Raw genomic sequence first — 13,889 nt, 5'->3', positions numbered from 1 at the left:
TGATCAATATATTAAACACTCCATAAACAAAAAGCCTTCCAGAAGATTCGGGAAGGCTTGAGTGATACCACATGACCCATGACTGACAGGGCGGATACCTTCAAATCGGTCTCCGGCACCTCAATCCCGACGCCGGATCAAAAGCGTCGAGCATTCAATGAGCGCGATGGTCTGCACTCAGGATGGATCGACCTCAACCACCACACGACCGCCTACCGGGCAACCGTCCATCAAACGGTGGGCTTCGACCAGTTGATCGAAGGGAAACACTTTGGTGATCTGCGGCACCAGCATGCCATCCGCCGTCATCTGGTTGATGTCGCGCAACGCCCGCTTGATCGCCTCTTCGTCCTGCTTGATGCCCAACTCCGGCTTGCCGGTGAAGTTGCCCACGCAGTGCACAAAGAACTGAATGTTCTTCTGAAACGCTGCACACGCCGGGAACGGCGTCTGGTTGCCGCCTTGCAGGCCATAGAGAATCAGGCTGCCACGTGGCGCCAGCACATCACCCAGGATCGACATCTGCGGACCACCCAACCCGTCGAGGACAATGTCCACGCCGCGGTTGTCGGTGTAGCGGTTGATCGTCAGAAGCAAATCCTCTTCTTCGGTAACGATGACCTTGTCCGCGCCCATTTTCAGCAGGTATTCGCGGCACGCGTCGGTCTTGGTCGCCGCGATCACCTTGACGCCGAGCGCCTTGCCCAGCTGCAGGAACGCAGGCCCCGCGCAATGGCTGGCATCGGTCACCAGCGCCGTTTGCCCGGGTTTGGCCCGTGCCAGTTCAACGAACGCAAAGTACGCCACCAGCATCGGCGTGTAGTGAACGGCCGCCTGATTGGGCGTCAACACGTCCGGGTAATGGGTCACGGAAGTGCGCGGCAACAGGATCAGCTCGCCATAGACCGGGTACACATTGACGTCAGCCGAAGGGAAGCTGGCCACCTTGTCGCCCACTTTCAGGTCGGTCACGCCATCGCCGATGGCAGTAATGACGCCCGCCATTTCGGAACCCAGACCGGCCGGCAGGCGAGCCTGGGATGAAGCCAGATTTTGTCGCCACAGCACGTCGTACCAGGTGACGCCGATCGCCTGGACGCGCACTTGCACCTCACCGGGTGCAGGCAACGCGACCGGCAGCTCTTCTACTTTGAGCACCTCGGCCGGACCGAACTGATGAAAACGGATCGTGCGGGACATTTCGAACCTCGCCTTATGAACCTTGATGCCCTGAACTCTATCCGGACGCCGCCGGTAACACTATCAGTGGCTATTAATAGTCAACATGCCTGCTGTCGATTCTGATGGGGCAAGCGGTCGCCGAATCTGTAGCAGCCGTCCCGGGCCTGCAGGGCGCACATTGTTGGGTGCTCACCGCGACATTGCAACCCGGCGGCCCAATATCGATGAATCCCGGACGCCACGCTGGCTGCATCGACGCAGATTACAAAGGGCCAGTACATAGGGATTGGTGTGTTTCTGCCCGTCAAGGTTTCATCGGCGACTATCAGCGGCAGCGCACGAAGCGCATTTCCAGACACGCCGGAAAATTCAACGATGCAGACAACCGGTATTTACCCGTAATATCCCTGCCTGAGTTGAACACGTGGTGTGCGTCTGGGCCGCCGCTGCTGTTTTGAACCTGTATCGACCCATGTCCCCGAGACCCCCGTCATGAATCGCAACGACCTGCGTCGCGTCGACCTCAATCTGCTCATCGTTTTCGAAACACTGATGCATGAACGCAGCGTCACCCGCGCGGCCGAGAAGCTGTTCCTCGGTCAGCCGGCGATCAGTGCGGCGTTGTCGCGGTTGCGCGGGCTGTTCGACGATCCGCTGTTCGTGCGCACCGGCCGCAGCATGGAACCCACCGCGCGGGCCATCGAGATATTTGGTCTGCTGTCCCCTGCCCTGGACTCCATTTCCACCGCCGTCAGCCGCGCCGCCGACTTCGACCCGGCCACCAGCACCGCCGTGTTCCGCATCGGCCTGTCCGATGAAGTCGAGTTCGCCCTGCTGCCCTCACTGCTCAAGCGCCTGCGCTCGGAGGCCCCGGGCATCGTGCTGGTGGTGCGTCGCACCAACTACATCCTGATGCCCGCACTGCTGTCCTCCGGCGAAATCTCCATCGGCGTCAGCTACACCGACGACCTCCCCGCCAACGCCAAGCGCAAAGTGCTGCGCCGCAGCAAACCCAAACTGCTGCGGGCCGACACCATGCCGGGGCCGATCACCCTGGACGACTTCTGCGCCCGCCCTCACGCACTGGTGTCGTTTGCCGGCGACCTGGGCGGGTTCATCGACGAACACCTGGAAAAAATCGGCCGCAAACGCCACGTCGTGCTGGCGGTTCCGCAGTTCAACGGGCTGGCGACGCTGATTGCCGGGACCGACATTGTGGCGACTGTGCCGGACTACGCCGCCGCCGTGTTGACGGCTGCAGGGGGTGTGCGCTCGGAAGAGTTGCCGATCGAATCGCGTACGTTCGAGCTGCACATGGCCTGGCGCGGGTCGCAGGACAATGATCCGGGGGAGAGATGGTTGCGGTCGCGGATTCAGATGTTTTTTGGGGATCCGGATAGTCTCTAGGCGCGTAGTAAACAACTCAGCTGGAACGGGGGAAACAGGTAGAACAGCTCATGGTAGCTATCCAGTCATGTGAAAATATTAGACGTGCAGAGGCGCAAATGTTGACGCTGATTCGGTACTCTTCGCTCCAGTCCTCCGATGAGCCCCTTTATCATGCCCCCTTCCGTCGTGACGAGCACCCTAGAGAGCATAATCTGCTGCGGGACTATGCCCGACTTGATCATATTGAGGCCGATGAATCGTAAAAACATCTGCTGCTTGCATTTGATCTTATCGATGCAGATTGGCTCGACAATCAGGGGCAGCACGATCCTCTTTTGAATATGGAAACTCCTTTCAGGCGTTCACTAGCTTGGCAAAAAGGGAAGGGCCAACAGCATTTGCAGCTTCACAACTTTTTTGAATCGATGCCGATTTATCGCCTAAAACTGGAAGTGCCAAGGGGTAGCGGTTTTTTCGATCTCCCCCCCTTCCTGATCAACGTCAAAAGTCTTCCTTCCTGGCAGCCACTGGCGATTTGGAAAAAAACTGGTTTGAGCTTGAAATCTCCCGCATAAAGGATGCGTCTTGATGGGGCGTAAACCGCCTGACATGCTGATGCGCGGGCTCAGTGCGCCGACGGCAACTTCCACACACCACTGAATGGCTGCTTACGCGCACCGGATCACGGCGCCAGCGTCGCTGATCGCTTGCGCACGTAACCACTGGCCGGTACTTCAGTGATCTGTACGGACAGATCAACCTTGTGCTGCTGCATCAACGGCTCGAAGACGTCGGCGAGTACGGCGAGCAGCGCACTGCTGATCGCATGCCGTTTTTCATCATCTCCGGCCTTGCCGGACACCGTCGAGACGTTCAGGTGTATGAACTCCTGGCGCTCATCGCAATTGCCGATGAAGTAGCCGTCGTATCGAATGAGGCGCGTCTTGACCAAGTCCAGCCGCAGGCCGGATGCCTCGACGAGGGCATTATGAAGCCGTTGGCAGGCACCCTTGAAATCGACGTCCTCGCCAATTCCCGCGGAATATTCCAGATAAACCTGTGGCATGTTCAGCTCCTCAAGTGCAACCGAACGCCGACCGGCAATTGCCGGCCGGCGAGGTGCGTTTCAGCGGGTTGGAATGACGGGGAACTTAGGATGTTCCATGGGCATGTCGAGCGTCAGTCCGAGGGGGTCGGTTCGGTGATTGGACGCCCCGGTGTAGCGCGCCGAAACAGGCAGCCAGAGGGTCGAATACACCCAGCGCGGCGTGTTCGAGCTGTTGGCGGGGGCGGCGTGAATGACGTTCATGTCATGCACCGTGGCATCACCCGCTTTAAGGGAGATGGGCGGCGACATTTCAAATTCATCCAGCACCCACGGATGCTCGTCGATCAGCGTCACATCGTCGCTGCGGTTGAAGTACCGGCCGAGCATCCCCGCCCGATGGCTGCGGTTGAGAAACTGCATGGTGCCCATCTCAGGGGTGAGATCGACCAGCGCGATCCAGATGTTCAACGCGCCCTGGCGGTCCAGCGGGTGATGAGGAAAGTCCTGGTGCCAGGGGGTATCGCCCCCCGCTTCCGATTCAGGGTTCTTGGCGAATACGTGATCCGAATAGAAACGCACCTCCTCCCCCACCAGCTGTGACGCAATGCTGGCCAACTGAGGGGAATGACTGAGGGCCTTGATCTGCGGACAGGTGCTTGATACTTCATCCCAGCGCGCATACCAGCGGTAGGCATTCTCGATCTGCTTGCCCGGGTCGTTGCGGTCAACGGTGCGTGCAACCTCACCCATCCTTGTCTTGGCTTCCGTCAGCAGCATCTGCACCGTTTCAGCCGAGATCACGTTTTCAAGCTTCATCCATCCATTCGCCCGGAAATCCAGAACTTGCTGGGCGCTTAGCTGGACCGGCGCATAGCCTGGATTTGACTCAGTATTCATGACTGCTTGCATGTTCACTCTCCATAGCTTTCAGGGGTTATCGAGCACTGCTTCAGGTCGCCGATTGCACGGCCAATGGTTGCTTGCGCAGCAACAGGAGCGTCAACACCCAGCCCGTCGCCAACAGCAGCGAGGACAAGGCGATAACCTGGGCGAATCCGTGGCCGAACTGTGAGGCGTCGGCCACGTTGATCATCAGACTAAAGACCGCCACGCCCACCAGACCACCGACCTGGCGCGAGGCGTTGACGAGGGCCGAGGCAACTCCGGATTTGTCACCGCTGACGTGGTTGACGGCCGTCGCGGTGAGCGTGGGAACCGTCAGCGATATGCCGAAGCCGATAATGAACATCTGCAACGCGATATCCGCGTAGGGCGCGCCCCCTACGAAGGGCAACAAAGAGACGACCCCCAGCAATGCAATGGCCAGGCCCAGCGCGAGCAGGCGCCGTTCACCCAATTTGGGCAGCCACCGGGCTGCGAGCTGATTGCCGAAAAACAGCACGCCTGTCATCGGAAGGAAGGCCAGACCGGTGTTGATCACCGTGTAGTGGTTGACCTGCTGCAGAAAAATACTGAAAACGAAAATCAACCCGTAGAACACGAAGTTCACAATCACCCCCAGGATCGAGGCCAGGCTGAATGCGGGATTGCTGAAGACCGAAAGCGGCACCATGGGACGTGCCGAGCGCGACTCCACCCAGATAAACCCGATCACCCCGGCCACAAAGCACAGGGCGTGAACGATAACGCGCTCGTCAACACCGCGCGCCCGGCCCAGTTCGATCACCGCGTACGTCAGGTTAGCGAGAGTGAACAGCGCCAGCAGTTGTCCCCAGAGGTCGAACCCGCCTTTGTGGTTGGCGGCAATAGTGGGCGCGTTGGCCAGGCACAACACAATCCCGATCAGTCCGATGGGCAGGTTGATGAAAAAGATGCTGCGCCAGCCGAACATGCCGATCAGCAGACCGCCCACCACCGGCCCGGCGGCCAGGGCGATCCCTGCAACACCGGCCCAGAGCGCAATTGCTTTGCTGCGCTCGGCGGGGACGTCGTAGGCCAGACGTACCAGCGCCAGCGACGTCGGCACCAGCAATGCGGCACCGATGCCTTGCAGCGCGCGGAAACCTATCAGCATAGGTAACGTGTTCGCCACGCCACAGCCCAGTGAGGCCAGGGTGAACACCGCATACCCCGACAAAAACACTTTTTTGTGGCCAAACCGATCACCGAGTGCGCCGCCCGTGAGCAGAAACGAGGCGAACAGCAAGGTGTAAGCGTTCACGATCCACTGCAGTTGCAGTACATCCGTGGCGAACTCGGTCTTGAAGCTTTCCAGCGCCACGTTCACCACGCTCACATCGAGCAGCACCACGACGAAGCCCAGGCACGTGGCGAGCAGCGTGAGTTTTTTATTGCCGGAGTTATTCATGTCAACGCCTCATGGAAGATTGAATGCCGCGGGCAATGCGCAAAGCGCCGCCTCGATCTGCGATTTGAAGGCGCATGCCGCCGCGCGATGGACCTTCAGGGAACTGAAGGCAAGCGCTGCGTGCCACGTGCCGTTGAACCTGCCCAGGTGCAGGACGAACTCATAGTTGCCGCCGGAACGGTTGACGAGGGTGGAGAACCCCAGGACGCGGCCGGTCGGGGGCGTCAGAAAGCGGTCCAGCAGCCCGGTGTTAGTGAATGCCAGCGCTGGCCGCGTCGGATTGTCTGCTACGTCGACGTGGCGCACCGGGGTCGCCACCTTTGCACGGAGCTGAGCCTTGTCCTGGCTAACCACCCACCCGTAGCGCTCGATGCACCCCATCAAATCGAGGGGTTCGGCGCTGAACGTAGCCTTGCGCACGTCGATCAGGCAGGCCTTGCTCAAAGGCTCGGCGTGGCCGCTCGGATCACGCAGGGAATACGCCGTAAACAAATCCAGCGCGGGCACGCCGGTGTGCCGCAGGTAGCTGTAGGCAAATACCCCACCCCAGATAGCATTGCTCGTGAAACCCGATGTCTCGCGCAGTTGGCCGATGCGCTGTGCGGCGTCAGCACTGACCTGCAAGCGGAGGAAATCGGCGTAGCTGGCCTTGCCCGTCTCAATGGGGGACTCACGCCAATGATGCAGGCGCAGATGAAAAGCGCCCGGCTGCAAGTCATCGGCGCCGGACGGCGTCGAGCCGAGATAGAGGGTCAGGCTGTTGACCAGCCTGGCGGTGCTGTAGCCATCCGAAATGGCATGGTTACGTGTCAGGAGAATATGCGTCCTGTTGACCGCAGGATCAGGAACGACCAATGCGCGCCAGCCCTCCTGGTCGCCCAGCAAACAGTTCAGCTCAAGCTTGAGCAATGCGTCGGCGCACAACGGTGGTTGCGTTGCACAGAGTGTTGCGTGCACGTGGTCTTCAACCTGCACGAAGCCATATCGTTGACTGCTGATGGGGACGATTTTCTGGCGCAGAAACGGGTAGTCGGCGATCAGCTGTGCAAACGCCTTGCGTGCTTGCACAGCGCTGACACAACCGGGCACCGTCAGCAATGAGGTCACTTGGGTGTTGCCATTGCGGTGCAAAAAGTTCTGATGAAAACGCTGTTCGGTTTCATCCAGCAAGCGATACGGTTGCATACCCGGCCTCCCTGGCAGTGCCTATCGGTCGATGAACTGCATCATTCGCTGTTCATATCGCGCACCGGCGACAGCCCACTGCCCCAGCAATGTCTCCACCGCCTGCAATTGCTCGCCGGTTAGCTCGACGGCATCGGCGGCAACGTTTTCCTCCAGGTAACTGACGCGCTTGGTGCCGGGGATTACCGCCATGTGCGGGCTACGAGTCAGCAGCCAGGCGAGCGCGAGCTGCGCGGGGGTCATCGACCAAGACCCAGCCAGCGCCTGAATCGAATCGGTCAGAAAGGTATTGGCGGCGAAATTCTCTTCTCGAAAACGCGGGTCCTGCTGACGGAAATCGCTGGCATCGTAATGTGTAGCGCTGGCAGCTTTGCCGGTCAAAAAGCCACGGCCCAAGGGGCAAAACGCTACGTAGCCAATGCCCAGGTTTTCCAGCAGCGGCAGGATCTCCTCCTCGACGTTGCGCTCCCAGAGCGAGTATTCACCCTGAATCACCGAGATCGGATGAGTCGCATGGGCACGCTCGATGGTGCGCTTGCCCACTTCGCAAAGGCCCAGGTATTTCACCTTGCCCTGCTCGACAAACCGCCCCATCGCGCCCACCACGTCCTCAATCGGTATCGATGGGTCTAGCCGATGCTGATACAGCACGTCGATGTAATCCGTGCCCAGCCGCTGGAGCGACTCATCGACGACTTTTTGCAGATTGCGCGTTGAGCTGTCCACACCGACGATCTGGTCGTCGACGATGCGGAAACCGAACTTCGTCGCGATTACCACCTCCTCTCGCCGCCCGGCAAACGCGCGTTGCAACAGCCGCTCATTGGTGAAAGGCCCATAGGCTTCGGCGGAATCGAAGAAGTCCACTCCCAGTTCCAGCGCACGGTGCAGTGTGCGCACCGATTCGGTGTCATCCGTCGCGCCATACCACTGGCTCATTCCCATGCAGCCCAATCCTATACGGCCTACGCGTAAACCCTGCGTGCCCAGCGTGATCTTGGAAACCATGGAATCGCCCTCCTTGTGATACTAGTCGTTCTACATAATTTTCAAATTCGCGCCCTCCCGTCAACACTTTGTTGCAATTTATTTTGTTTTGATGATCCGGAACAGGCGGACGTGATGCTACCCATCCTCCTTTTATTAGCCATTTTTTCAGCAACTTACACACGTTTCGAGATGCTGGCCACGAGCGTCTTTCAGAACCAATTCACTGGATCCAATAACTGGAAACACCTTGACACATAAAATTCGAACCGCTAAATACTGTCAACAGAGACATACCAGTCTCTCTTTCCATCCACGAGATCGAGGACGAACGCATGGGCAAGATGGACTCTTGGATCGACCGGTGGCAGCGCAGGGTGCCAGGCTTCAAAGCGGAATGCGCTCAGGCACGGGCGAACTATCTGGAAAGGCTCGACAACCCTCTCAGAGCACAAGAGCACGTGCTGGAGGACGTCGTTCATGTTTGCCACAAGTCGCTGTTCTGGAAAGAGAACGGCTTTCAGGTAAGTCACTCCAACGGCAGGATCACTCGCACCAATATTCCGGTCATGACCTATGACGGGTTCAAGGAAATCCTGATACGAGAAGGCCAGCAAAAAGGCGGAATACTCAGTTGCAGCCCGGTGGTGCGGTGGCTCAAAACCAGCGGAACCACCGGCGATTCGAAGCGCATTCCCTATACGCTGCACTGGATCCATCAATACCGGGTACCCGCCATCCAGGCGATGTGGGGGTTCTTCGCCGACGACTACCCCGCCCTGCACGCCAATCCGTGGGCCACGCTGGATACGCAGACCGTTCGCGATCCGAGTACCGAATACGTCGAGGGGCTGCCCTATCAAGCCATCAGCAACCGACATCCGCAGGTCGGCAGCGGGGACTGGAACCCTCCCTGGTACGACGCCCCCTGGTTCAGCCCGACGCTGGATGCCAGCCATGAGCAGAAGATGTATGCGCGGCTTTTATGGACGCTGGGCCAGGATGTAAGGCTGCTCACCTCCATCAACCCCAGCACCCTGCTCTCCTTGCATCACTGCCTGCTGGAAAACCGCGAGCGCCTGCTGCGCGACGTGCATAACGGCGCGTGTACCGGCAGCCATCTGCGCCCGGCCGACCCTGTGGCGGCTCGCAGGCTGGAACAAGTGCTGGCATCTGACGGCGTTTCGCTGACCGATGTGTGGCCCGGCCTCGAGCGCTTCAGTTGCTGGACGGCCGCCTCGGCCAAGCTCTACAAACCGCAGTTGGAGCGGATCATGGGTCAGGCGAAGGTGCTGCCCTTCATGTCATGCGGGACCGAAGGCGTGGTGACCCTGCCAGTAGACGACGATCAGGACAGCCAGCCGCTGGCGGTCGATCAGGCTTTCTTCGAGTTCATCCCCGCTTCAGTCGACATGGACGCGCTGATCCGCGACCGCCTACAGCCGGAAACCGTTGCGCTCGACCAGTTAAAGGAAGGGGACGAGTACCACCTGGTGATGTGGCAGGCCAACGGAATGGTCCGGTTGTACACCGGGGATATCTATCGCGTGCATGGTTACTACCATGGCGTGCCCCGCATCAGTTTCAGCCGGCGCAACGGTGTCATGCATTCCTTCACCGGCGAGAAAATCACCGAAACCCAATTGCATGAAGCCGTACAGATGTGCGGGATCCCCAATGCCGGGCTGTATTTATGCGCCCCGGTCTGGCGCGAAACGCCCTACTACGCCGTCGCCATCGAGGCAGCAGGCTCGCTCTGCGGCGAGTCGGAGACTCTGAGCCAATTACTGGACCGCCATCTGCAGGCGATCAACATCGAGTATGAGTCCAAACGCACCAGCAAGCGGCTGGGGCAAATCAAGGTCATCACCGTTCCTGGCAATGCCATCTCCATGGCCATCGAGCAGCAGAAGGCAGCCCGGAAAACGCTTCAGATCAAGTACAAGCCGTTCCAACCGGACCTGTCCCTGCTGGGCATCCAGCATTTCTGACCTTGAGAGGCATTCATGAACATGCATCTTTTTCAGCACATCATCGCCCGAGAAGTTCATTACATGGCGCAGGCAGGGCGCAGGATCGCCTTGCACGCGTGGCGTCCTCAACGGCCGCAGGGTGCCATCCTGTATTTCCATGGGCTGCAAAGCCACGCCGGCTGGCTGTGGTCGGTGGGCAACGCGTTTGCCAATCTGGGCATTGCGTTCTATGCACTGGACCGAGAAGGCTGCGGCATCAGCAGCGGGCAGAAACATCAGTTCCCGGACGTTCGCACGCTGCACGAGGACGCGCGGGCAGCCATTGATCACATTCGCCGCGAAGTGCCCGACGATATTCCGTTATCGCTCTTCGGGCATTGCCTGGGCGGGTCGGTGCTGGCAGCCATTGCGAGCTGCGCTTACGGCGAGCTCCCCTACGACAACCTCGTCATCTGCTCGGCATGGCTGGGCAAGATGCATGACCGCCTGAGCGAGCATGAGCGCGCGGACATCGACCTGGACGACAGGCAGAGCCTGTGGCACGCGGGCCTGAATGCCGAAGACTTCACGGCCAACCCGCACCTGATCGAGTTCATCCGCAACGACACCCTGGCCACCACTCACCTGCAGCATCGCGAACGCAAAAAACTGCTGGCACTGGAGAAGATTTATCTGGCTGCCGATGCCCAGCCGATTGATGCACCCAGCCTGTTCATTTGCGGCGACAAAGACCCTCTGGTGGATGTGAACGCCTCTGTACGGCATTTCCAGCGCCTGTGCACCAACGGCTCAACCTTGCTGGTCAACCAGGACAAGCACTATCTGTTCTTCACCTCTGCCATGGGTCAGATCGTGCAGTTCACCGCCGACTTCGTCAAAGCCAACGGACGCCTTGCTTATGACGCGGCCTGAGGTTTTCCTTGTCCGCCAGCCCATGGCCAGCCCGTTCATTCACGGGGCTCACCGACGGCAAACCTCCGATAGCGTTCTACTGCGCTGGGCACGTGGCCCCTACACCGGGATCGGCGAGTGCGCACCGCGCCGTTACGTGACGGACGAAACTTGCGAGTCAGTACTCGGTGAGCTGCGCAGCATTGACTTCGACACTCTGGCGCGAGCATTGGCCAGCGAGGACCCGGTTGATCGCGGACGCACGCTCTATGAGCAGGGCCTATCGTCCTTACCCGAGGGCGGCGTGGGCAACAACACACGGTGTCTGGTGGAAATGGCAGCGCTGGATAGCCTGGCCCGGCAGGCGCAACTGCCGTTGTCCGCGTACCTGCAGCGCATCATCGGGCCAGACGCCCCGGCGCACCGCGCCCTGCCCGCCGCGGTCAACATCACCCAGGTGCTCGACCTGTCACAACCGGTTCAGGCATTCCTCGAGCAACGCAAACCCCGGCACTCGCTCAAGCTCAAGCTCGCCAGCGACCCGCACGCCAATCGTCAACGCCTGGAAGCCATCAGGACGCTGGAGCCGACGCTGGCGTTATATGTCGACCCGAACATGAGCTGGTCGCCGGAACAGTTGCACAGCAGCGCTGCGCAGTTTCGTGAACTGGATGTGGCGCTATTCGAGGAGCCGCTGCCCCAGGGCAGCCTGGAGGAATACCGGCGGGCCCGCCTCACGCATAACGTTGCGATCATGCTCGACGAATCGGTCACCTCACCCTCCACCCTTGAGCGGGCCTGGCAATGCGAGGCGCTGGATGCGGTGAACCTGCGCATCGCCAAATGCGGCGGCTTACTCGCCACGGCGAAGATGATCGAGCAATGTTTTCGCTGGGGCCTCCCGGTTTACCTGGGCGTTCAGGTTGCCGAGGTGGGGCCGTTGATCGCCGCGCATCGTGCCCTGCTGTCGGTTTACGACGGGTTCCTGGGTGTGGAGGCAGGCCAGCATGACCGGTTCTTTGACGTCACCATGATGGAGCCCATGCCGGTGATTGATCGACAGCAAAACGCCATTCACTTGCCCGTACCCACGCAACATGGCCTCGGTTGCGCGCTGACCCCGCACGTATTGCCCTTTCACTGTGCAACCGATGATGCCTCACCTCTCAACAATCCCCTTCACATGGAGCGTGCGCGATGAAGTATTTTTCCGATTTGCTTGTCGACCTGCTGATCAGTCAGGACATTGAGTACGTTTGCTTCAACCCCGGCGCCTCGTTTCGCGGCATTCATGACTCCCTTGTGCATCACCCGGACCCCGCAGTCCCGGCCATCCTGATGTGCTGCCACGAGGAAATCTCCGTGGCAATGGCCCACGGATATTACAAGGCCAGCGGCAAGCACATGGTGGTGCTGGTGCATGCCAACATTGGTTTACAGCACGCGAGCATGGCCATTTTCAATGCCTGGTGCGACCGGGTTCCGCTGCTGGTTCTGGGCGGCAATGGCCCGCTCGACGCTGCGCTGCGTCGTCCCTGGATCGACTGGATACACACCTCTCAAGGCATCGATAAACTGCTCTCGGGCTACACCAAGTGGACGGACATGCCGATTTCTCAGGGCGCCACCCTCGAATCGGTCCAGCGCGCGCTGAAACTCTGTGCCGCCGAACCCTATGCCCCCTGCTATATCGCCATCGACAGCGCGGTTCAGGAGGAGACTCTGGCGGACGGGTTTTCTCTACCCGCAGGCCCAGTGCGCAAGGAGCGCTTACCGGCGTTGGACGGTCAGCAACTGGCCGAATTGATCGACCGGCTGACGGCCGCGCAACGCCCTGTCATTGCCATTGATTACGCCGGACTGACCGATGATCAGGCCGAGCAGTTGTTGGGGATCGCCACCGCCGTGGGTGCAGCGATCATTACGCGCAATGGCCGCTACAACGTGCCCAATACCCATCCGCTGGTGTTCCAGGACCACGACGCCGAGGTCATGCACGGGTGCGATTTTCTGCTGGCGCTGGAAGTCCAGGACCTCTATGGCCTGCTGGCCAATTCTGGCGTGGCGCCGCACCCCGGGCTGTACATCGCGACCCTGGGCACCCACTCCCTGCTGATCAGCAGTTGGGTGGCCGACAGCCAGAAACTGATCAGTGCAGACCTGTCGCTGCATGCCAACGTCGCCGCGTCGATCACGCGCATTGCCCAGGCTGTGGCTGAATCTCCCGGGCAGACCGGGGCTGCCGAACGCATCCAGCGCATCACTGCACACAAGCAGGCACGTGGTCAGGCGCTGCTGGCACAGGTCAATCAGCCCGCCGACGGGCTGACAATTGCCCAGGCGCTGGTCGCCATTCATGAAGCCATCGGCCACCACCCCTGGGTGCTGACCAATACCGGCAGCGTGACCATCGACACGCTGGTTCGCCAACTCTGGCCCATCGAGCGCAGTGCGGCCTACATCGGCATGAGCGGCGGGGCCGGCCTGGGTTATGGGCTGGGCGCCGCTATTGGCGCAGCCCTCGCCCATAAAGGCAGCGGCAATCTGTGCGTCAACCTGCAATCGGATGGCGACCTGCTCTATACACCCAGCGCGTTATGGACCCTGTCAGCCTATGACATTCCGCTGCTGGTACTGGTCATCAACAACCGCCTCTACCTCAACTCCAAACAGCACGCTGAACGCATCGCCGATTTGCGTCAGCGACCCAGTGACCTCTCCGGCCTGGGTACCAGTTTCCATGACAACGAGGTGGATTTCGTCGCGCTGGCCAAAACTTTTGACCTGTATTGCCCGGGCAGTGCCGACACTCCGGAGGCCATCCAGGAAAAGATCGTGGAGTGCCTGGCCTATATGGAAACTCACGGCAAACCCGCCCTGCTTGAAATCAAGACGCTTTAGGAGC

At 59.9% G+C, this 13,889-nt stretch carries 12 protein-coding genes; 6 read left to right on the top strand and 6 right to left on the bottom strand.

Features of this window, described 5'->3' with window-relative positions; all coding sequences use genetic code 11:
- Positions 1–177: 177 nt before the first annotated feature.
- Entirely contained in the window at positions 178–1,200 is a 1,023-nt protein-coding gene (locus IFT99_RS03630) for a zinc-dependent alcohol dehydrogenase family protein (protein ID WP_192130475.1), read from the bottom strand.
- A 474-nt stretch (positions 1,201–1,674) separates the two neighbouring features.
- Between IFT99_RS03630 and IFT99_RS03625 the strand changes: the two genes are divergently transcribed.
- The gene (locus tag IFT99_RS03625) at positions 1,675–2,589 is read left to right on the top strand and encodes a LysR family transcriptional regulator (RefSeq protein WP_065990323.1); all 915 of its coding nucleotides are present in this window, start codon (positions 1,675–1,677) and stop codon (positions 2,587–2,589) included.
- Positions 2,590–2,906: 317 nt separating this feature from the next.
- Complete coding sequence (locus IFT99_RS03620; RefSeq protein WP_192130474.1) at positions 2,907–3,146, top strand: hypothetical protein; 240 nt, start codon at positions 2,907–2,909, stop codon at positions 3,144–3,146.
- Positions 3,147–3,253: 107 nt separating this feature from the next.
- Here IFT99_RS03620 and IFT99_RS03615 read toward each other — a convergent pair whose 3' ends face one another.
- Genes IFT99_RS03615 through IFT99_RS03595 form a run of 5 tightly spaced genes read right to left on the bottom strand, consistent with a single transcriptional unit; the run spans position 3,254 to position 8,141 of the window.
- A complete protein-coding gene (locus tag IFT99_RS03615) occupies positions 3,254–3,637 on the bottom strand; it encodes a 5-carboxymethyl-2-hydroxymuconate Delta-isomerase (protein WP_192130473.1) in 384 nt (127 codons plus the stop codon).
- Between the two features lie 60 nt (positions 3,638–3,697).
- Positions 3,698–4,528 (bottom strand): phytanoyl-CoA dioxygenase family protein, encoded by an 831-nt coding sequence (locus IFT99_RS03610; protein WP_192130472.1) that lies wholly within the window; start codon positions 4,526–4,528, stop codon positions 3,698–3,700.
- 40 nt (positions 4,529–4,568) lie between these two features.
- The gene (locus IFT99_RS03605; protein ID WP_192130471.1) at positions 4,569–5,948 is read right to left on the bottom strand and encodes an MFS transporter; all 1,380 of its coding nucleotides are present in this window, start codon (positions 5,946–5,948) and stop codon (positions 4,569–4,571) included.
- Positions 5,949–5,957: 9 nt separating this feature from the next.
- Positions 5,958–7,133, bottom strand: a complete 1,176-nt coding sequence (locus IFT99_RS03600; protein WP_192130470.1) for a hypothetical protein — start codon at positions 7,131–7,133, stop codon at positions 5,958–5,960.
- A 21-nt stretch (positions 7,134–7,154) separates the two neighbouring features.
- Positions 7,155–8,141, bottom strand: a complete 987-nt coding sequence (locus tag IFT99_RS03595) for an aldo/keto reductase (protein WP_192130469.1) — start codon at positions 8,139–8,141, stop codon at positions 7,155–7,157.
- A gap of 314 nt (positions 8,142–8,455) precedes the next feature.
- Between IFT99_RS03595 and IFT99_RS03590 the strand changes: the two genes are divergently transcribed.
- From IFT99_RS03590 to IFT99_RS03575, 4 genes are all read left to right on the top strand, one after another.
- A complete protein-coding gene (locus IFT99_RS03590) occupies positions 8,456–10,111 on the top strand; it encodes a GH3 family domain-containing protein (RefSeq protein ID WP_192130468.1) in 1,656 nt (551 codons plus the stop codon).
- A gap of 15 nt (positions 10,112–10,126) precedes the next feature.
- Entirely contained in the window at positions 10,127–11,005 is an 879-nt protein-coding gene (locus IFT99_RS03585) for an alpha/beta hydrolase (protein ID WP_192130467.1), read from the top strand.
- A 136-nt stretch (positions 11,006–11,141) separates the two neighbouring features.
- Positions 11,142–12,185 carry an enolase C-terminal domain-like protein gene (locus IFT99_RS03580; protein ID WP_342214600.1) on the top strand — a complete coding sequence of 348 codons (1,044 nt, stop codon included), beginning with the start codon at positions 11,142–11,144 and terminating at the stop codon, positions 12,183–12,185.
- The gene (locus IFT99_RS03575) at positions 12,182–13,885 is read left to right on the top strand and encodes a thiamine pyrophosphate-binding protein (protein ID WP_192130465.1); all 1,704 of its coding nucleotides are present in this window, start codon (positions 12,182–12,184) and stop codon (positions 13,883–13,885) included. The genes IFT99_RS03580 and IFT99_RS03575 overlap by 4 nt, the downstream gene beginning before the upstream one ends.
- Positions 13,886–13,889 lie beyond the last annotated feature (4 nt).

Source organism: Pseudomonas sp. CFBP 8772 (genome assembly GCF_014841665.1).
Taxonomy (GTDB): Bacteria; Pseudomonadota; Gammaproteobacteria; order Pseudomonadales; family Pseudomonadaceae; genus Aquipseudomonas; species Aquipseudomonas graminis_B.
Note: the sequence above shows the minus strand (reverse complement) of the source record. Positions and strands in the feature narration are given on the sequence as shown.